Annotated in this window: 19 protein-coding genes; 7 read left to right on the top strand and 12 right to left on the bottom strand. The window is 59.6% G+C overall.

The window, feature by feature from the left end:
* Positions 1 to 28: 28 nt before the first annotated feature.
* On the top strand, positions 29 to 496 hold the full coding sequence (locus tag BM267_RS00265; protein ID WP_036989699.1) for a DUF3429 domain-containing protein: 468 nt from the start codon (positions 29 to 31) through the stop codon (positions 494 to 496).
* On the opposite strand, the gene BM267_RS00260 is transcribed toward BM267_RS00265, so the two are convergent.
* Positions 497 to 838 (bottom strand): zinc ribbon domain-containing protein YjdM, encoded by a 342-nt coding sequence (locus BM267_RS00260; RefSeq protein WP_036989701.1) that lies wholly within the window; start codon positions 836 to 838, stop codon positions 497 to 499.
* Positions 839 to 1,610: 772 nt separating this feature from the next.
* On the opposite strand from BM267_RS00260, the gene BM267_RS00255 reads away from it, so the two are divergent.
* Together BM267_RS00255 and BM267_RS16840 are read left to right on the top strand one after the other, a co-directional pair.
* Entirely contained in the window at positions 1,611 to 3,281 is a 1,671-nt protein-coding gene (locus BM267_RS00255; protein ID WP_074778590.1) for a sodium:solute symporter family protein, read from the top strand.
* Between the two features lie 59 nt (positions 3,282 to 3,340).
* Positions 3,341 to 3,472 (top strand): putative transporter small subunit, encoded by a 132-nt coding sequence (locus BM267_RS16840; protein ID WP_211242646.1) that lies wholly within the window; start codon positions 3,341 to 3,343, stop codon positions 3,470 to 3,472.
* Between the two features lie 9 nt (positions 3,473 to 3,481).
* On the opposite strand, the gene BM267_RS00250 is transcribed toward BM267_RS16840, so the two are convergent.
* The 4 genes from BM267_RS00250 to BM267_RS00235 form a co-directional block, all read right to left on the bottom strand.
* Positions 3,482 to 5,668 (bottom strand): FUSC family protein, encoded by a 2,187-nt coding sequence (locus tag BM267_RS00250; protein ID WP_074778592.1) that lies wholly within the window; start codon positions 5,666 to 5,668, stop codon positions 3,482 to 3,484.
* Between the two features lie 105 nt (positions 5,669 to 5,773).
* A complete protein-coding gene (locus BM267_RS00245; RefSeq protein WP_036989703.1) occupies positions 5,774 to 6,217 on the bottom strand; it encodes a CopD family protein in 444 nt (147 codons plus the stop codon).
* Between the two features lie 37 nt (positions 6,218 to 6,254).
* Positions 6,255 to 7,145 (bottom strand): mechanosensitive ion channel domain-containing protein, encoded by an 891-nt coding sequence (locus tag BM267_RS00240; RefSeq protein ID WP_051610826.1) that lies wholly within the window; start codon positions 7,143 to 7,145, stop codon positions 6,255 to 6,257.
* An 81-nt stretch (positions 7,146 to 7,226) separates the two neighbouring features.
* On the bottom strand, positions 7,227 to 7,625 hold the full coding sequence (locus tag BM267_RS00235; protein ID WP_036989705.1) for a lysozyme inhibitor LprI family protein: 399 nt from the start codon (positions 7,623 to 7,625) through the stop codon (positions 7,227 to 7,229).
* Between the two features lie 490 nt (positions 7,626 to 8,115).
* On the opposite strand from BM267_RS00235, the gene BM267_RS00230 reads away from it, so the two are divergent.
* Positions 8,116 to 9,024: an alpha/beta hydrolase family protein gene (locus BM267_RS00230; protein WP_036989706.1), complete on the top strand. Its 909-nt coding sequence runs from the start codon at positions 8,116 to 8,118 to the stop codon at positions 9,022 to 9,024.
* Positions 9,025 to 9,085: 61 nt separating this feature from the next.
* Here the strand turns inward: BM267_RS00230 and BM267_RS00225 are convergent, their stop codons facing one another.
* A complete protein-coding gene (locus BM267_RS00225) occupies positions 9,086 to 9,805 on the bottom strand; it encodes an extensin-like domain-containing protein (protein ID WP_083392414.1) in 720 nt (239 codons plus the stop codon).
* A 142-nt stretch (positions 9,806 to 9,947) separates the two neighbouring features.
* Between BM267_RS00225 and BM267_RS00220 the strand changes: the two genes are divergently transcribed.
* Both BM267_RS00220 and BM267_RS00215 read left to right on the top strand, forming a co-directional pair.
* A complete protein-coding gene (locus tag BM267_RS00220) occupies positions 9,948 to 10,229 on the top strand; it encodes a hypothetical protein (RefSeq protein WP_074778594.1) in 282 nt (93 codons plus the stop codon).
* Between the two features lie 8 nt (positions 10,230 to 10,237).
* A complete protein-coding gene (locus BM267_RS00215; protein ID WP_036989710.1) occupies positions 10,238 to 11,125 on the top strand; it encodes an AEC family transporter in 888 nt (295 codons plus the stop codon).
* A gap of 9 nt (positions 11,126 to 11,134) precedes the next feature.
* On the opposite strand, the gene BM267_RS00210 is transcribed toward BM267_RS00215, so the two are convergent.
* The 3 genes from BM267_RS00210 to rimO all read right to left on the bottom strand — a co-directional run bounded on the left by BM267_RS00210 (position 11,135) and on the right by rimO (position 13,550).
* Positions 11,135 to 11,629: a PaaI family thioesterase gene (locus BM267_RS00210; RefSeq protein WP_074778789.1), complete on the bottom strand. Its 495-nt coding sequence runs from the start codon at positions 11,627 to 11,629 to the stop codon at positions 11,135 to 11,137.
* 119 nt (positions 11,630 to 11,748) lie between these two features.
* Entirely contained in the window at positions 11,749 to 12,075 is a 327-nt protein-coding gene (locus tag BM267_RS00205; RefSeq protein WP_074778596.1) for a thioredoxin family protein, read from the bottom strand.
* Between the two features lie 128 nt (positions 12,076 to 12,203).
* Entirely contained in the window at positions 12,204 to 13,550 is a 1,347-nt protein-coding gene (rimO, locus tag BM267_RS00200; protein WP_074778791.1) for a 30S ribosomal protein S12 methylthiotransferase RimO, read from the bottom strand.
* A 162-nt stretch (positions 13,551 to 13,712) separates the two neighbouring features.
* On the opposite strand from rimO, the gene BM267_RS00195 reads away from it, so the two are divergent.
* A complete protein-coding gene (locus tag BM267_RS00195) occupies positions 13,713 to 14,096 on the top strand; it encodes a hypothetical protein (RefSeq protein WP_136869479.1) in 384 nt (127 codons plus the stop codon).
* A gap of 313 nt (positions 14,097 to 14,409) precedes the next feature.
* Here the strand turns inward: BM267_RS00195 and BM267_RS00190 are convergent, their stop codons facing one another.
* The 3 genes from BM267_RS00190 to BM267_RS00180 all read right to left on the bottom strand — a co-directional run bounded on the left by BM267_RS00190 (position 14,410) and on the right by BM267_RS00180 (position 18,519).
* The gene (locus BM267_RS00190; RefSeq protein ID WP_036990325.1) at positions 14,410 to 14,628 is read right to left on the bottom strand and encodes a YgdI/YgdR family lipoprotein; all 219 of its coding nucleotides are present in this window, start codon (positions 14,626 to 14,628) and stop codon (positions 14,410 to 14,412) included.
* A gap of 142 nt (positions 14,629 to 14,770) precedes the next feature.
* Positions 14,771 to 17,365 carry a bifunctional aconitate hydratase 2/2-methylisocitrate dehydratase gene (acnB, locus tag BM267_RS00185; RefSeq protein WP_074778793.1) on the bottom strand — a complete coding sequence of 865 codons (2,595 nt, stop codon included), beginning with the start codon at positions 17,363 to 17,365 and terminating at the stop codon, positions 14,771 to 14,773.
* Positions 17,366 to 17,658: 293 nt separating this feature from the next.
* Positions 17,659 to 18,519: a universal stress protein gene (locus BM267_RS00180; protein WP_074778599.1), complete on the bottom strand. Its 861-nt coding sequence runs from the start codon at positions 18,517 to 18,519 to the stop codon at positions 17,659 to 17,661.
* Between the last annotated feature and the right edge of the window lie 92 nt (positions 18,520 to 18,611).

Raw genomic sequence — 18,611 nt, 5'->3', positions numbered from 1 at the left:
CGTTCACGCTGTTAGACAGGAGCCTGCAGTGCACCCTTTCAATGCCTCACGCCCACCCGGGCTTGCCGTTGGGCTGGCCATGGCTGCACTGGTGCCTTTTGTTACCGGCGCACTGGGTTTGTGGGTTATTCCGGAGGGCTGGCGTGTCTGGGTGATGGAAGAACTGCTTGCCTTCGCCGCGGTGATGCTGGCCTTTATGGGCGCAATTCACTGGGGATTGGCCATGCGGGCCGATGAGTCGAGCCCCGACGCACCGATTCAATTGGGCCTGTCCGTCATTCCGCCGCTGCTGGGCTGGTTCGCTCTGAGCCTGCCGATCGACTTCGCCGTACCGCTGTTCTTCTGTGCCTTCGCCGCGCTGTATTATGCGGACATCTGGGCGGTCAGGCACGGCCTGGCGCCGGATTGGTACCCCGCGTTGCGCAAACCCATCAGTCTGGTCGCCGTCGGCTCGATGGCGGTGGCCTGGGGCGCCACGCTGGTGAAGAATTACTGATCAGCTCTTCTTGACGAACTCGGACTTGAGTTTCATCGCACCGATGCCCTCGATCCGACAATCGATGTCGTGATCTCCGCCCACCAGCCGGATATTCTTTACCTTCGTGCCGACCTTCACGACTGAAGAGGAGCCCTTGATCTTCAAGTCTTTGATGACGGTAACCGAATCCCCATCTTGCAGAATATTGCCATGGGCATCGGTGATAACAGTCTCATCTGCCAGAGCTTCTTGTTCACCCTCTTTTGCCCATTCATGCGCGCACTCCGGACAGACATACATGGTCCCATCTTCGTAAGTATATTCGGAGCTGCAAGAGGGACAGTTGGGAAGTGTGCTCATGATATTACCTTCATTGTTTCCGGCTCTCGGAGCCTGGGTGAAAGCCTGTTTGAATTGGCCCGGACAGTAGCATGCGGAGGAGGGGTTGTCCATTTGCAGGCCCCGAACCAGAGGGCTTCGGCTCTTTCATGGCTGGGTACAGAAAAGTCCCAAGGTTGTAGCAAAGAGACTACTGCTGTAGAATCGACCAATCGAATAAGTCGGCATGGCCCTGAAACAGGCGTTCTGTCCAGTCGATATCGCCATTGTAAAGTCTGCTGTTCATCGCCACTTTCGCAGGTATCGACAGCGTTGTTTCATTGTCTGTCGGGTGAATACGGGTCGATTACCCAATACGTCCGGTTATGTTTGCATCAGGAGATGTTCGTAAAGCCAGCCATATAAATGGACAGAAGTAGCATCGGAGAATAAATAATGTCTATGTTCAACTATCGTGATAAAGACTTAGCATCAGCCCTTCGTTTAAAGACCGCGTTTTACAATCATTCAGCCTACAAAGGCTACCATTAGCACTTCTGCTGTCCTCTCCCGGGAATCTCTGAAAAGCGGCAACGCTCGGCCACGCTGATCTTTCATCGGGCCTGAATCAGGTTTTTCATTCGCGTTTGGCCGGACTCCGGCGCGCTGCGTTTTCCAGAGCATTCTTGTTTCATGGTCGTTTGTCGTGCGCGTAAGTCGAGCGCAGCGGAGCGATTTCGTTTCTTTTTTGTGGTTCGGTCATGCCCCGAATTCGGGTGCTGGGCTCCGCCGCAAAAAGCCTTGAGGTCAAGTAGTGAATTCCGAATTGTTTCAATTTTCCACCATCACGGTCCTGTTGTTGATGGTTGCCTTCTATGGCGGCACTTATCTGCTCTCCACCCGGCTCAAGCAAAACGATGGGGATGCCGATGGCTTTATGGTCGCCAACCAGCGGATCGGCCTGGGTATGGGCGCGGCGAGCATGACGGCCACCTGGATCTGGGCGGCATCCTTCTACGCGGCTGCCACCTCGGGTTACACCTATGGTGTTTCCGGGCCGCTGCATTACGGTTTCTGGGGCGCGCTGATGATCCTGTTCATCTACCCCTTTGGCCGTCGCTTTCGCGAACTGGCGCCCAATGCCCATACGCTGGGTGAGCTGATTCATGCGCGCCATGGCGCTTCCAGCCAGCTGATCCTGGCGTTGTCCAACCTGCTCGGCAGCATCATCAGTCTGATGGTCAACCTGACGGCGGCGGGTGCGCTGGTGTCGGTGCTGTCGCCGCTGTCCTTCCAGGCGGGGATCGTCATTGCCGGACTGGGGGTGCTCAGCTACACCCTGTATTCGGGTTTTCGGGCCTCGGTATTCACCGACTTCGCCCAGTTGATCGCCATGATGGCAATTGCGGTGGTGATCATTCCCGCGGTGCTGTTTGCCATGGGCGGGCCGGCGGTGATGGTCGACAACCTGTCGAACCTGACAGCGGAGCAGGCCAATATCTTCTCCCGTGAAGCCTTCCTGCATCAGGGCGCGCCGTACTTCGTGGCGGTGCTGGCCTACGCCATCGGCAACCAGACCATCTCCCAGCGGCTGTTCGCGGTGGATGAGTCGCATATCAAGCCGACCTTTATCACTGCGACCATCAGCTACGGTGCGATTGTCATCGGCCTGGGCATGATCGGTCTGATGGCGCTGACACTGGGCGTGGAGCCGATAAATGGCAACATGAACAATCTGATCCCGCAGATGGTGTCGAGTTATCTGCCGCCGTTCTTCATCGGCCTGTTCTTCATCCTGGTAATCGGTTCGCTGTCTTCCACCGCCGACTCCGACCTGTCAGCACTGTCGGCGATCATGATGGCCGACGTGTATGGCAAGAACATCGCCAAGAACAATGCCGATCCGAAGAAGATGCTGCTGATCGGTCGAATGACCATGATCGTCGCCACCGTGCTGGGCATCATTCTCGCCAGTTTTTCGCTGGATATCCTGGTCATGCTGGTATTCGTTGGCGCGCTCTGGGGCGCTGTGGTGTTCCCGGTTATCGCCAGTTGCTTCTGGGACCGTGTTACCAACAAGGCCTTTACCTGGGCGGTGCTCTCGGCGCTGGCGGTTTTCTGTCTCGTGCGTTTCGACCTGCTGCCAATGACGGGAGTGCTGGCCATTGGCGTCGAGCTGCTGGCATCGATCGGCGCAGGTGTGGTGGGCGGCTTGATGGTTTTCGGCTTCCTGGGCAAGCGTTTGGGTGTAGCGGCTTTCTTCATCGCTGCCGTGGTGGTGGCCTGGATCGGCGTGGGCACGTTGCGCGAATACACCGTGTTGCTTTCGTCCCTGACCGCCTACGGCGTGAGCACACTGGTTTGTACTGTCATCAGTCTGGCCAGCAACGAACGCTTTGATTTCGATCTCATTCAGGAGCGGGTGGTGGAGTACAACAAGCCCGCCGCCGACGAACTGAAGGGCGAGACGGTCGCCGCTCGCTGAAACAATTTTCAGCAGCCTGCGGTGGCCGCAGGCTGCTCTTTCAACCAAGGAGAATAATCATGCAGACAATCATTCTGGGTTCCTACATCCTGGTCTGGCCCGCTATTACCCTGGGCATGCTCGGGCTGATCAGCTACGCGGTGGTGCGTGACTACCGCGAAGCCAGACGCACCAATGCGGACATGGTGTAACCGGCAGCGTTACTGCCGGTCGGGGGAGCGCTCAGGCTCCCCAGCCGGCTGCAATGCGGTGTTGGCGTCGGCGGTGATGCGTTCCGCGATGCCGCAAGCTAGATCCAGCCGTCGCAGTATCCAGGGTTTCAGGTCATAGACGAAAGGGTCACTGTAGGTTCCTTCCTGCTCCCATCCTCCCACGCTCAGCGGTATGCTCGGCTCCGGCGCTTGTGCGGCGGTCAGGGTACTGTCGATTTTTGCAGCTGCTACGCGCAGTGCGTCTTGGACATCTTCTTGCTCCTGATGCCGCCGCATCAATAACATGGTTTTCACCGTGGTCAGTTGTGCCAACAACTGATAACCATGCCCCAGCAGGCTTTCCAGTGATTCGAGTCTGGGCCGTACCGCTCGTGGCTCGGCGATGGATCGCCGGGTAGCCTGAACCAGCGCCGAGAGGCTGTCATAGGCCTCCTTGCGAGCAAGTCGCCACTCCAGCTCCGGCTCGTTATCCACCGCGGTCAGATGACCCAGGTTCAGCGCGACCTGCGCATGCCGGGCCTGAGCCAGCAGTGTGCGGTTCACCAGCGAGGGAATCTGACTGCGTTCCCAGGATGGCAATACATAGCTGAACGCCCAGGCGATGCCGACCCCGATCAGGGTGTCGGCAATGCGCTCCAGCGCATTGAATACCGGAATATCGACGCCACTGAGCAGGTGCGCCTGGACCAGGCTGACCACCGTCGCCGCGACGGCGGTGATCAGATAGCGTTTGATGGCGAAGGAATGGGATACCGCCTGGGCAATCGGCACTATCACCAGCAGCAGTAGCGTCGGTGCCTGGGTGGAAAGAATCGCGCCGGCCAGAACGCAGCCCAGTATGGTGCCGGCGACACGGCTGTTGCGGCGCTCCAGAGTCTGCGACAGGCTGCCGCGCAGTACTACCACGATGGTTACCAGGATCCAGTAACCGTGGGTAGCCCAAGGCAGCGCCAGGGACAGCAGATAGCCGGTGCCGATCGCCAGCGCAGCGCGGATGGCGTGGCGCATCGGCGGCGCATCCCAACGCCACAGCACCAGGATCGGGCGTAGTGACCAGTTGGTGGGGCTGACGAACAGCTGCCAGGCAGTGCGTACTGCCGCCAGATCAGGTTCCACATCGCCACGTGCCAGCCGGTTCAACCGCAGAATCTCGTCGTTGATGTTGCCTACCCGGTTGGTCAGGCCACGCAGCAGGGTGCGAAGTGACGGTGTATCGCCCGGCTGGCCGGATGACTCGGCCTGGATCCGGTTGAGCGCCGCCAGCGCTGGTCGCAGGTCAGTGAGCGGTGCGGGCTTGCGACCGCGCAACAGCGCATCGGCCATCCGATCGACCTCATCCGCCAGTTGATCGATGACCTTGCGCATGGCGGTCAAAGCCTCCGCCGAATCCGGTCGGGATTTGATCAGGTCCAGATCCAGCTCGCTGGCCAACAGGTGGTCGCGCATTTCCAGCACGTTGATCAGCATGGCGGCCAGACGCTGGCGGCGGGTTGTGCGTGGCGACTCCAGCAGCAGATCGCGGGCCGATTGCAACTGATCCGCCAATGCGGCTTGCTGCTGCATCAACTGGCCGGTCGACGGGGTATCCGTCGTCGGGTCGAAGCGGTCGGCCTGGGTGCGCATCAACTGGCTCAGCGTCAGCATGGACTGTGCCAGCAATTGCACCCGATAGCGGCCGTTGAGCAGCGCATTGGACGCGGTGGCATACAACACGTAGCACGCCGACCCCATGGCGAAATACAAGGCGGTATTCATCAGTGAGCCGGTGTTGAGATGCTGGGGTATGGCCATCGAGAAGATCATCGCGAGCATGATGGAGATGACGATGGGTACTCCGCGCTGCCCCCAGGCACCAGCCAGAAATGCGAAGAAGGTTGCCGGGACCAGCAGCAATCCCAGATACAGCGGCTGGTCGTGCAGTGCCTGGACGCTGACGAACAGCGGCAGACCGAGCAGGGCCGCTGGCAGCAGGCTGCGGAGCTTGCCGCGCCGGGGCAGGGCATGATCGGGCGGGATACAGATGATGGCGCCCACGGCGGCCACCGAGGCGGGGAAGCGGCCGAACAGCAGATAGACGCCGGCTGACACCAGTAAGAGTCCGACCCCGGCAGATATGCCGGTCGTCACGTAAGAACTCAATAACACTCGCAGCGCATTGCCGAGCCGCCTAGCCATATCTTTCCCCTTCCTGCCTTGACTCCAGCATAGACGCAGGTGAGCCGTCACGGGATACGCTTGGCTTCGGCTCAGAGCGTTTCACCCCTTCAGGGCGCACATCGCCTAGAGCCAGGGGCCAGTACGGAAAGTGGTGCCGACGATAACGAAGGCTACGCCGAGGGTGGTGATCAATCGAATGCGCAGCGCCATGGCCGGTAGAGTATCGGCCGATAGCCGGGGAATGACCCGCAGTCGCGCGTCCATCGCCACGGCCAGAGTCAGCGCGAGCAAGGTCAGTTTCAGCAAGATCAGCCGGGTGACGAAATTGTCCGCGGCAAACCAGGAGCCCATATCCGGGATCAGCGTATGGGCGAGCCAGAGGCCGGATAGCACCTGTATCGCCAGCGCCGCCATGCCCCATTTTTCGTAGGCCGACTCGAAGGCCAGCAGATCGGCCACCGAACGTTCCCGCAGAATCCTTGGCAGCAGGGCCAGCGTCAGGACCAGGTGGCCGCCGGTCCAGATCGTGGCGGACAGAATGTGCAATACCAGAACATATTTGTACACGGAGGCTTTCCTTGACGCGGCTGGGTTGACCGCGCGATCAATGCGCCGGGGCGGGGGTGTCCGACACCTCATCGCGTTCGCGATGGCGGGAGAAGTCGTTCTCGGAGAACACGTCGGTGAGGATCGCCTGCTCGATGAAATTGCGCTCACCGGCTTTGGCGGGGATGCGCACGGTCAGGTGGATCTCGCCGGCGACCGGCACCTGGATGGTTACCCGAGGGTCAACCGAGGGCATCATCAGGCCACGCTGGTTGCCGATCTTGCTCATGTAGCGCCGCACCAATTCCAGGTAGGGTTCGCAGTGACGGGTCGCAGACGCCAGCAATGCTTGCTGGGCTGCCTGCCAGTTATCTTCCCGCTTGAAAGGGATGGTGAACACATGAAAGTCGTAGTGGGTGGTGAAGCTTTCGTTGATCACCGGCTCGGATACGAACAGCGCGTTGGGAATGACGATCCGGCGCCCGGTGCGCTGGTGCAGATGCTTGCCAGGACCAACTTCCAGAATGGTGGTCGCCAGCAGGCTCTGATCGATCACGTCGCCACGCAGATCCTTGATCTGGATGCGGTCGCCGAGGACGAAGGAACGCGAACCACTCTTGAGGATCGAGCCAGTGAAGCACAGGATGAGTTCCTTGGTTGCCACTACGAACGCCACAGCGATAGCGACGATGGACAGTGCCAGTGTTCGCAGCTCTTCGCCCCAGATCATTACCAGCCCGAGCAGCAATAGCAGCAGGAAGCCGTTGCGCGAATTGACCAGCCATTTGCCACGCAGTTCGGGCGACTGCACGGTGCGCTGGATGAAGCGTGTCGTCAGTGCGCGTAGGATGAAAACCGTTACCATCAGAATGGCCGAACTGGCCAGCAGGCTCAGCACCGCGTCGGAAATGACGAAGTTATCCGGTAGCCAATCCACATTCTCAAACATGTTGCGTATCCCTGTTGCGGTCAGGCAGGAATGATCTGCTGTCGTCGCGTCGGCGTCAATCTATGACCGCACGGCTGCGTCTCAATAGGGGAAATACGACTCCAGCTCGGTAATCCGTTGGGCGGCCCGGGTCTGCATGCAGCCGAGATAGACGGCGGTGCGGATACTGCCACCGGCGTACAGGGCGAACTGGGCATCGCAATCAGCCTTGCGGAAGTCGATCCACAGACGCTGGGCGGCGCGCACCTGCTCCCGTACCGAGCCAGGATCATCCAGGCCGCTATCCGGCTCGGCAAGGCGATCCATCAACTGCTGATATACCGCATTCAACTGGGCCTCGGTCTGCTCCTGTTGCGCCGCGGCACAGGCATTGATTTCCATGGTGGTCAAGGCGTTGCTGCAGCTGTCGGCCGCAGGCTCTTCGGCGTTGCTGCAGCCAGCCAGTAACATGAACAGGGGCACGGCTCTGAGCGCTTTCATGTTTTCAACCTGTGTTAGGCATTTCTCGATAGTGCTTCGCGGTTTCGGCAGCCCAAGCCGGCGGGTACCTGCCTGGGATGGTAGCAGAGCCGCGAATAATAGTCGCGGCAAGTATAACAGCCCCATCTTGCCTCCAGACTGAGACTGTGATGTTGGCAGTCGAACGTGAAGCATCCGCGAAGAATTAAATAGCACTCTGGCGGGCGGTGGCTTATTCAGGATAGATGTTAGTTGGCCATTCACACGAAAGAGTGAGTACGGTGATTGTAACTCATTGATTTATTGCAAAATACATCGCTTGGTCGACATGTTTATAACCAAGCGAACATTTGAATTAACCCATGCGGGTGAACTTGCCTGTTCGCCATTGACGCCGTGGGCAGCAACTAAAATACTTTCCCGCTGTTGATGGCGGTTCTCGTTCGGGACATCAATATAAAGCGTTATATGCAAGTAACAACAAACTGAAAAACATGTTCCTGGAGTAATAATGATCAATAAAAATCTATCCCAATCGCTGCTGGCCATGATGGCCGCAGGCGCGCTGCTGCTATCGTCCTCTGCCTTTGCGGTCAACCCGCCGACTGATGGACCGACTGATCCCGATCAGGCTTACGAGCGAGGGCCTGACCCGAGCGTCGCCTTCCTCGAGGCACCCACTGGTCCCCACAGTGTGCGGACCAGTCGGGTTTCCGGGCTGGTCAGCGGTTTCGGTGGTGGGACCATTCATTACCCGACCGGCACCACTGGTACCATGGCCGCCATCGTGGTGATTCCGGGCTTCGTATCCGCCGAGTCGTCCATCGAGTGGTGGGGCCCCAAACTGGCGTCCCATGGCTTCGTGGTCATGACCATCGACACCAACACCGGCTTCGATCAGCCGCCTAGTCGTGCCCGTCAGATCAACAATGCGCTGGACTACCTGGTTAGTCAGAACACCAGCCGGACCAGCCCGGTCAATGGCATGATCGATACCGAGCGTCTGGGTGTCATTGGTTGGTCCATGGGCGGTGGTGGCACACTGCGGGTGGCCAGCGAAGGGCGGATCAAGGCAGCCATTCCGCTGGCGCCATGGGATACCACCCGCTTCAGGGGAGTACAGGCACCCACGCTGATCTTCGCCTGCGAGTCCGATCTCATCGCCCCGGTACGCAGCCACGCGTCGCCCTTCTACAATCAACTGCCGGATGACATCGACAAGGCCTATGTCGAGATCAACAACGGATCGCACTACTGCGCCAATGGGGGTGGTCTGAACAATGACGTACTCAGCCGCTTCGGGGTGTCCTGGATGAAGCGCTTCCTGGATAACGATACGCGCTACAGCCAGTTCCTGTGTGGCCCGAATCACGAGTCCGACCGGAACATTTCCGAGTACCGCGGCAACTGCCCTTACTGATCGGCAACAGCAACAGGAAGCCGACCTTGCGAGGTCGGCTTTTTAACATCTGCATCCAGCATCAGCGGCAGAAACCGAAGCCACTGCCGTCGAAGTGAAAGTGATTTTCATGGGGCTGGTTGTAATCGGGCCCCAGCACCGTACCGAAGTAGCCACAGGCGGCATCATGGGCATCCTTGAGGAAGGCCGATTTGTACGTGGCATCTTCATCGTCCCAATGCGTCAGCACCGAGATCTGCTGCCCATTCTCGAAACGAAAGCCCGCCACGTCGAAGGCGTTGGCCGTTGCATGCTGACTGCGCCGAGCGCCTTCACGATGATAGATATTGCGACAGGCAAAACTGCCCAGATGGTCGACCCGTACCAGCGCGCTGTCCAGATGCTGCTGTGCCAGCGGCTGGAGCTGCTGGCGCTCGAACATGACCCAGGCCACCGCCAATGGACAGGTCACCGTGAAGGTGGAGCTGAAACGCACGCCGGTACGGCTGACCCGCACCACATTGGTCAAGGGGCAGCCGGCAACGGGTGTGTAGTCATCCAGCGCCAGGTAGTCAATGGCGCCTTCGGGGGCGGTTTCCAGCACCGCCAGACATTGTTGTGGGTCTTCCTGGAGGCGGGATAGCTTCCATTTACTCACTACCGTCATCGGATGATCAATGGCCAGTGGCTGCCATGGGTGCCAGTGCGGCGGAATACGCTCCCAGGGGCGGGTCAGCACAGCTGCGGCAATGATCCCCAGGACCAGCAGCCACTTCAGCAATCGAAACAGGATGGTCTTCAACAGCAGGCCTCCAGCAATGATGCGGTTCGATAATTCAGACCGGGACGGTGCCCGAAAGTGCAGGCTGTCTGCGATTGCCGGCCCCGGAAGCCGCTGATTCTGTTATGGTTGCCATCCTGTTTTTGCTGGTCGGGAACGTCCCATGTCCACTGTAGACCCGATTACCTTCGCTGGAACCGAAACCCTGAGTCTGCGTCAGCTGGATGAGCTGAACGGCCTGCCCAAGGGCACCAACTTCCGCTGGTTCAAGGTCTGTGAGGCTGATCTCGTTGAGAGGGTGGACTATTTCCTGTTGCCGGCTGATGAGCATCAGGAGCTGATCGACAGGCTCAAGGCCGACGGCAGGATTTATCCCAGTACCCGTCATCTGCTGTTGCTGACCCGCCGTGGTTATCAGCAGTTGCGTCAACGATCACTGAGCTGAGCACCCCTATGTTTTTCGAACTGTTCGCCGTCATGGCTCCCGTACTGATCGTCGCTGGTATCGGCTATGGCTGGGCGCGTTCCGGTCAGGCCTATCCCACCGAGTTCGTTACCCGCCTGGTGCTCAACATCAGCACCCCCTGTCTGGTGCTCTCGACATTGAGCCGCGCCGAGATAGATCTGGAGATATTTGGTCAGATGGCCCTGGGCTGCGTGGTGATCACGCTGTTGATGGCGGTAGTCGGCTGGGTGTTGAGTCGCACGATCAATGCTGATCCTAAAGTGCTGGTGCCTGCTTATATGTTCCCCAACACCGGCAATATGGGATTGCCGATCAGTCTCTACGCCTTTGGTGAGCCGGGACTGGCGTTGGCAGTGGCGTTCTTCGTGGTGCTCTCGGTGGGGCACTTCAGTGTGGGGATGATCCTTTCCGGCGCAGCGGAGTCCTGGCGGCGCCTGTTGCTCAACCCGGTGATTCTCAGCCTGGGGGTAGCGCTGGTGGTCCTCTTGCTGGATCTGCAGTTGCCGCGCTGGCTGGGTAATACGATTGATCTGCTGGGGAGTCTGAGCATTCCCATGATGTTGCTGACGCTGGGTGTATCCCTGGCCAGCATCCGGCCCAAGCAGGTAGGGAAGGGCATGGCGCTCGGCGGGCTGCGGATGCTCTGCGGCGCGGCCATCGGTTGGGGTATCGCCCTTGCCCTGGACCTGCCACCGCTGGCCCAGGGGGTTCTGGTATTGCAGGCGGCGATGCCGGTGGCGGTGTTCAATTACCTGTTTGCGGTGAAGGCCAATCGCTCCCCGGAAACCGTCGCCAGCCTGGTCATCTGCTCGACCCTGCTGTCATTCATATTTATCCCGTTACTGCTGATCTGGTGGTTGCCGGCAGCCGGTTGATAGCCGGCCTCAGGCCTCGCGCCCGTGTGCCTGTTCCGCCAGCTTGCCGGCATCCACCCGCACGAAGATCGAATCACCGATAGCGGTCAGCACATCACCAGCGTAGATCTCGCAAATGATGCGGCTCTTGCGCCCGAGCGGGCCATCCACTCGGGCACGCAGGGTCAACCCCACGCCCATGGGGGTTGGCTTGATATATTTGATGCCCAGTTCGCCGGTCACGCAGTTGATCGCGGTCGGGGCCTTGCCCTCGGCCTGTTCGGCGCGCAGGTGATAGGCCATTGCCGTCCAGTTGGAGTGGCAATCCACCAGCATGGCGATCAGCCCACCGTACACCAGGTCCGGCCAGCCGCAGTATTTGGCCTCCGGCAGATGCCTGGTGATCACATGCACCCCGTCCGTATCCCAGTGGCTCTTGATCTGTAACCCGTGCGGATTGCCGCCGCCACAGCCGTAACATACGCCGTGCGGTGAAAGAAGGTCCTGCAATGCCTGTTCTGTCATGGAATGCCTTGTACTTGTCTCATGGATCAGACAGTCAGTCTGCCCTTGAGCATCGGAAAAGGCCATGCCGGCACTGCGACTATCATCCAGATAAATGGTCATCCATGGCGGTCACAGAATCAACGAACGATGTTGTTCATCGCTTGCCGAATCGACTCTGCATCCTGCGGCCGCACCAGCCGTTCGATTTCTTCCCCGTCGCGCAGGAAGATCAGGGTGGGCCACAATTTGACCCGGAAGGATCGACCCAGTGGCCGTCCGGGACCATCTTCAATCTTCAGATGCTGCAGATGGGGATGTTCGCTGAATGCCTTGGCGAGATGCGGTTGTGCTGCCTGGCAGTGGCCGCACCAGTCGGTACCGAATTCGATCACAGTGGCGCCCTGGTAAGCATCGACCTCTGCGCGGGAAGGGGCCTGCTCGGAATAGTTGCTTAGCATCGCCATGGTGCCCTCCTGAATGAGCCGTTATTGCGGTGTATACAGGGTTGGACTGCCATTTGCGGCCCAGGTGCAGAAATCCGAGAGTTCATTCGATACGAAAACCGGGGCCATGGGCCCCGGTGTGTTTCGGTTCAGACCAGCTCTGCCCAGAGATCATATTCATCGGCGGCGGTGACCCGCACGCTGACGATGTCGCCGGGCTGCAGCGGCTCATCGCTGTCGATATAAACGTTGCCATCGATTTCCGGCGCATCGGCCATGGAGCGGGCGATGGGGCCTTCCTCGTCCACCTCATCAATGAGCACCTGGATGGTCTTGCCGATCTTCAGCTGCAGGCGAGCGGTAGAGATGGCCTGCTGGTGGGCCATGAAACGGTCCCAGCGGTCCTGCTTGATCTCGTCCGGCACAGCTTCCAGGCCCAGTGCTTCGGCGGGAGCACCCTCCACTGGGGAGTACTGGAAGCAGCCGACGCGGTCGAGCTGCGCTTCGGTCAGCCAGTCGAGCAGATATTGGAAATCTTCCTCGGTTTCGCCGGGGAAGCCGACGATGAAGGTCGAGCGGATGGTCAGCTCGGGACAGATCTCGCGCCACTTGCGGATACGGGCCAGGGTCTTGTCTTCGAAGGCAGGGCGCTTCATCGCCTTGAGCACTTTCGGGCTGGCATGCTGGAAGGGAATATCCAGATACGGCAGGATCTTGCCCTCGGCCATCAGCGGGATCAGCTCATCCACGTGCGGGTAGGGGTACACATAGTGCAGCCGCACCCAGACGCCCAGTTCGCTGAGCGCCTCGCACATTTCAGTCATGCGTGACTTCACCGGGCGGCCATTCCAGAAACCGGTGCGGTACTTGATATCCACACCATAAGCGCTGGTGTCCTGGGAGATGACCAGCAGCTCCTTGACGCCCGACTTGACCAGACGCTCGGCTTCGCTCAGCACCTCGCCCACCGGGCGGCTGACCAGCTTGCCGCGCATGGAAGGAATGATGCAGAAACTGCAGCTGTGATTACAGCCTTCGGAAATCTTCAGATAGGCGTAATGCCGGGGGGTTAGCTTGACGCCCTGTGGCGGTACCAGGTCGATCAGCGGATTGTGATCAGCCCGCGGCGACACGACTTCGTGCACAGCATTGACTACCTGTTCGTATTGCTGCGGGCCGGTTACTGCCAGCACGCTGGGATGCACATCGCGAATGGTTCCTTCCTCGACACCCATGCAACCGGTGACGATGACCCGACCGTTCTCGGCAATCGCCTCGCCAATGGCGTCCAGGGATTCCGCCTTGGCCGAGTCGATGAAACCACAGGTATTGACCACCACCACATCCGCGCCCTCATAGGTCGGCACTACCTGATAGCCTTCAGTGCGCAGCTGGGTGAGGATGCGTTCGGAGTCTACGAGCGCTTTCGGGCACCCAAGAGATATGAATCCTACACTGGGGGCACTGTTCTTGGTGGGGGGCGCGGTGTCAGTCATCGAAGGCCATGGAGTAAGAAAAAACGTGGCGTATTCTAGCTGGCAGCCCTGCACCGCGCCATAGCCGTGGTACACCATCGGTCGATCATTTCCGCCGTTAGGTATGGTACGAGCGCTCTGACTATACTGCGGCAATCCACCCGTATGACCGGAGATGTAGCCATGAAGTCATCAATGCTGCGTTGTGTTCTGATTGCTGCCGCTCTCCTGCTGCCGGCAGCCGCCTGGGCCGATAACGAACCGGCGCAAGCGCGCCACCTGCTGTCCAGCCTGCTGGAGGCGGTCGCCGCGGAAGATTACCAACAGTTCAGGGCGCTGGGCACCGAGGACTTCCAGACGGGAATCCCCGAGGAAGAGTTCAACCGGGTGACTGACGTCATCGCTGAGCGGGTCGAGCAAGGTTATGAAGCAGATTACCTCACCCATCTGAATCAGCAGGGGTACCGGGTGGAAATCTGGAAGATCAGCTTCGCCGATGGAGGTGATGACACCCTGGCCCGGCTGGTGGTGTTCGAGGGCAAGGCGGCGGGGTTCCTGTTGCAGTAGGGTGCGGCGTCTTCATGAGAGCCGCTCCCACAGGTATTGACTAACCTCACTGCTTGGTCATTTCATCCTACCGTCTCTTGCGCCGTAGCCTGTCCAGCAATACGCCACGTTCGCGCCAGGACTCTATCTGGCGGTCAAGGAAAAGGAGATAGGTGCGCCGGCGGGCGCGTCTTCTGCGAGACTTTCGGCGTATACGTGAACGCCGTACGTTTGCCATTGCTGCTGCCTTAATGTCGATCCTGATGTTCATCCTGGGTGGAGCGGTCTGCTTTGGGGTGCCCTGCGGGGCGCGCGCCCGCAGGGCAGGGCGAGATCAACGTTCCTTGATTTCGCGGACATCGCCCTGCGGAATCTGATTATCGCGGCCGCTATGGTCCTCGTATTCGATCATGCCGGTGTCGTCGTCGATTTCCGGTTTATTGTCCGCTTCAATGACCTGTCCGTCGCTGGTGCGAATCAGGTGATCGTTGGAGCAGCCGACCAGAGCAAACATTCCGGAGATGCAGAACGCGGCAATTAACCATTTCTTCATGTTTTCAATCCTCTTGTTTGCGTCATCTTTCAATGCAAGTACAAAATTTGTGACAAGAAATCCTTCCGGCCGGTTCCGGTTGTTTTTCGCCGGCATAAAAAAACCCCGCACAGAGCGGGGTTCTTTCACTGATTACGGGTAATCAGATTTCGGTCACCGGAATGCTGGCAGCAGCCTTCTGGTAGGACGCGATTTCGTTGAAGTTCATGTAGCGGTAGACCTCGGCAGACATGCTGTTGAGATCAGCTGCGTAGGTCATGTACTCATCAACGCTCGGCAGACGACCCAGGATGGCGGCAACCGAAGCCAGCTCGGCGGAGGCCAGGAAGACGTCGGCGCCATCACCCAGGCGGTTCGGGAAGTTCCGCGTGGAGGTGGAAACCGCAGTCGACTTGGCGGCGATGCGTGCCTGGTTACCCATGCACAGCGAGCAGCCCGGCATTTCCATGCGCGCACCAGCCTTGCCGTAGATGCCGTAGTAGCCTTCTTCGGTCAGCATCCACTGATCCATCTTGGTCGGCGGGGCGAGCCACAGACGGGTCGGCAGAGAGTCCTTGTTCTTCTCCAGCAGCTTGCCAGCGGCGCGGAAGTGACCGATGTTGGTCATGCACGAGCCGATGAAGACTTCGTCGATCTGGCGGCCGACAACGTCGGACAGCAGACGGGCATCGTCAGGATCGTTCGGCGCGCACAGGATCGGCTCCTTGACGTCGGCCAGATCGATTTCGATGACCGCAGCGTACTCGGCATCGGCGTCGGCTTGCATCAGTTCCGGGTTGTCCAGCCAGGCTTCCATTGCCTGGGCACGACGCTCCAGGGTACGAGCGTCGTCGTAGCCTTCGGCAATCATCCAGCGCAGCAGGGTGATGTTGGACTTCAGGTACTCGGCGATGGCGTCTTCCGGCAGCTTGATGGTGCAACCGGCAGCGGAACGCTCGGCGGAGGCGTCGGACAGCTCGAAAGCCTGCTCGACAGTCAGACCGCTCAGACCTTCGATCTCGAGAATACGGCCGGAGAAGATGTTCTTCTTGCCTTTCTTCTCGACGGTCAGCAGGCCTTCCTGGATCGCGTAGTAGGGGATGGCATGGACCAGGTCACGCAGAGTGATACCCGGCTGCATTTCACCCTTGAAGCGCACCAGTACCGATTCCGGCATGTCCAGCGGCATGACGCCAGTGGCTGCGGCGAAGGCGACCAGGCCGGAACCGGCCGGGAAGGAGATGCCCATCGGGAAGCGGGTGTGCGAGTCGCCACCGGTACCGACGGTATCGGGCAGCAGCATGCGGTTCAGCCAGCTGTGGATAATGCCGTCACCCGGACGCAGCGCGACACCACCACGGTTGTGGATGAAGTCGGGCAGGGTGTGGTGGGTGTTGACGTCGATCGGCTTCGGATAGGCTGCGGTATGGCAGAAGGACTGCATCACCAGATCGGCGGAGAAGCCCAGGCAAGCCAGGTCTTTCAGCTCGTCACGGGTCATCGGGCCAGTAGTATCCTGGGAGCCGACGGTAGTCATCTTGGGTTCGCAGTAGGTACCCGGGCGAACGCCTTCGACGCCACAGGCCTTGCCGACCATCTTCTGCGCCAGGGTGTAGCCCTTGTTGCTCTCGGCAGGTGCTTCCGGCTTGCGGAACAGCTCGGAGCCGCCCAGACCCAGCTCGGCGCGGGCCTTCTCGGTCAGACCACGGCCGATGATCAGCGGAATACGGCCACCGGCGCGTACTTCGTCGAGCAGCACCTGGGTCTTCAGTTCGAAGGTGGTGATGACTTCGTCAGTGCCGTGTTTGCAGACCTTGCCTTCGTAGGGGTAGACGTCGATGGCGTCGCCCATGTTCAGGTCGTTGCAGTCGAACTCGATCGGCAGGGCGCCGGCGTCTTCCATGGTGTTGTAGAAGATCGGAGCGATCTTGGTGCCGAAGCAGAAACCACCAGCGCGCTTGTTCGGCACGTTGGGGATGTCGTCGCCGAAGAACCACAGCACCGAGTTGGTGGCGGACTTGCGCGAGGAGCCGGTACCGACCACGTCACCGACGTAGGCAACTGGCAGACCCTTGGCCTTCATGGCTTCGATCTGGGTCAGCGGACCGGTAACGCCGGGCTCGACCGGCTCGATGCCGTCACGGGCCATTTTCAGCATGGCCAGGGCGTGCAGCGGGATGTCCGGGCGCGACCAGGCGTCCGGAGCCGGGGAGAGGTCGTCGGTGTTGGTTTCGCCAGGCACCTTGAACACGGTCAGGCTGATCTTTTCTGCAACGGCAGGGCGGTTGGTGAACCATTCACCGGCGGCCCAGGATTCCAGCACGGCCTTGGCGTACTCGTTGCCGTTCTTGGCGCGCTCAGCGACGTCGTGGAAGGCGTCGAACATCAGCAGAGTGTGCTTGAGTTGTTCGGCGGCGGTGGCAGCCAGTTCTTCACTGTCGAGCAGCTCGACCATGGTGGCGATGTTGTAGCCGCCCTGCATGGTACCCAGCAGTTCGACGGCGCGGACCTTGTTCAGCAGCGGCGAGGTGGCTTCACCCTTGGCTACTGCAGACAGGAAAGCGGCTTTGACGTAAGCAGCTTCATCCACTCCCGGCGGAACGCGGTTGGTGAGCAGATCAAGCAGGAATTCTTCTTCGCCGGCCGGCGGGTTTTTCAGAAGCTCAACCAGACCAGCGGTTTGTTCGGCATTAAGCGGCTGAGGCACGACGCCTTGGGCGGCGCGTTCTTCAACGTGTTTGCGATAGGCTTCAAGCACAATAATTACCCTCATCAGTCTGTTCCGTTTGTGACGGAACGGTCATCCTCACGGACCTGGGATGCCGAAAATAGGGATGGGTGCAAGCGCAGGCCCGATCTGGTGGGGGCAACCTGATTTACTGGGGTAACAGAATACGGTTGCGGGCAAACGCCTGTACACATGCACTCACGGCGGCCAGCAATTCTACAGGAACAGGCGCACAAAGTTAAGGCAGACGGCGATACAACCTGCCTCTTGTTGTTGGCAAGGGACAAAAGGTCGCGGCCCGGTGGCAGGCCGCGATCATTGGCTCACTTTTCCAGTAGTTGTTCCAGATGGGCGACCATGTCATCAGGTTTGAGTACCAGCACATCTCCGCCCAACTGATCCAGCACCACTTCCGCGGTATTGCCGATCAGCGCACCGGAGATGCCGGTGCGGGCGACGGTGCCGATAACGGTCACGCTGGCCCCGATCTGCTGCGCCACCTTGGGTATCAGCGTATCGGCCGGCCCCTCGTCGATATGCAGGTTGGACTCGGGGATATTGTACTGATCACGGTAACGCGCGGCCTTGTCGGTATAGATCCTGACGATGTTCTCGCGCAGCTGGTAGACCGGGTTGGCTGCCGACAGCATGGGCGCCGGGTGGGCGCTGATCAGATGCATCTGGCCATTGATCATGTCGGCGATATCCGCCGCGTGGCTGACGATGGTGTCATGCAACACATGATGCTGGTCGTCATGGTTGCCCAGGTCGACCGCGGCCAGAACGTTGCCATGCATCCAGGAGGCGCTGTCCTTGACCAGCAATACCGGTGCAGGGCAATAACGCAGCAGCTTCCAGTCATCCGGGGTCAGCAGGGCTTTTTTCAAGGGGTTATCCGGCAGGTGCTGCTTGATTACCAGCCCGCAGCCCTCGGCTCTCAGGGTATGTACTATGGTCTCGGTCAGGTTGGCGTGCCACGTCTGGGTATAACTGGCCGTGACGCCGGCGGCTTCCAGCCCGGCGCACAGCTCCGCCAGCAGCGGTTTGTGGTCGTGGCGGTTCTCGCATGCCAGCAGATGCAGCTCGGCACCGATGAAAGCGGCAATCAGCCTGGATCGTACCAGCGCTACGTTGTCTTCCCGGGTGGGGTCGATGACCACCAGTATTCGTTTGATGGCTTGCATGGGTTCTTCCTTTTCAACGGGGCATGTCGCTGTTGGGAGCCTTCGGATTCCCTTACTGACAATGTAGACGTTTTTTCCCGTCCTGCTGTTGA

It is taken from the genome of Halopseudomonas bauzanensis, assembly GCF_900114735.1.
Taxonomy (GTDB): domain Bacteria; phylum Pseudomonadota; class Gammaproteobacteria; order Pseudomonadales; family Pseudomonadaceae; genus Halopseudomonas; species Halopseudomonas bauzanensis.
The sequence above is the reverse complement of the archived record's forward strand: the minus strand, read 5'-3'. Positions and strand labels throughout refer to the sequence as shown.

Excerpts from the sequence above, each read along its gene's own strand:
- BM267_RS00260 (WP_036989701.1), bottom strand. The coding sequence starts at position 838 with ATGAGCACACTTCCCAACTGTCCCTCTTGCAGCTCCGAATATACTTAC.
- BM267_RS16840 (WP_211242646.1), top strand. The coding sequence starts at position 3,341 with ATGCAGACAATCATTCTGGGTTCCTACATCCTGGTCTGGCCCGCTATT.
- BM267_RS00250 (WP_074778592.1), bottom strand. The coding sequence starts at position 5,668 with ATGGCTAGGCGGCTCGGCAATGCGCTGCGAGTGTTATTGAGTTCTTAC.
- BM267_RS00240 (WP_051610826.1), bottom strand. The coding sequence starts at position 7,145 with ATGTTTGAGAATGTGGATTGGCTACCGGATAACTTCGTCATTTCCGAC.
- BM267_RS00235 (WP_036989705.1), bottom strand. The coding sequence starts at position 7,625 with ATGAAAGCGCTCAGAGCCGTGCCCCTGTTCATGTTACTGGCTGGCTGC.
- BM267_RS00230 (WP_036989706.1), top strand. The coding sequence starts at position 8,116 with ATGATCAATAAAAATCTATCCCAATCGCTGCTGGCCATGATGGCCGCA.
- BM267_RS00220 (WP_074778594.1), top strand. The coding sequence starts at position 9,948 with ATGTCCACTGTAGACCCGATTACCTTCGCTGGAACCGAAACCCTGAGT.
- BM267_RS00215 (WP_036989710.1), top strand. The coding sequence starts at position 10,238 with ATGTTTTTCGAACTGTTCGCCGTCATGGCTCCCGTACTGATCGTCGCT.
- BM267_RS00210 (WP_074778789.1), bottom strand. The coding sequence starts at position 11,629 with ATGACAGAACAGGCATTGCAGGACCTTCTTTCACCGCACGGCGTATGT.
- BM267_RS00205 (WP_074778596.1), bottom strand. The coding sequence starts at position 12,075 with ATGGCGATGCTAAGCAACTATTCCGAGCAGGCCCCTTCCCGCGCAGAG.
- rimO (WP_074778791.1), bottom strand. The coding sequence starts at position 13,550 with ATGACTGACACCGCGCCCCCCACCAAGAACAGTGCCCCCAGTGTAGGA.
- BM267_RS00195 (WP_136869479.1), top strand. The coding sequence starts at position 13,713 with ATGAAGTCATCAATGCTGCGTTGTGTTCTGATTGCTGCCGCTCTCCTG.
- BM267_RS00190 (WP_036990325.1), bottom strand. The coding sequence starts at position 14,628 with ATGAAGAAATGGTTAATTGCCGCGTTCTGCATCTCCGGAATGTTTGCT.
- BM267_RS00180 (WP_074778599.1), bottom strand. The coding sequence starts at position 18,519 with ATGCAAGCCATCAAACGAATACTGGTGGTCATCGACCCCACCCGGGAA.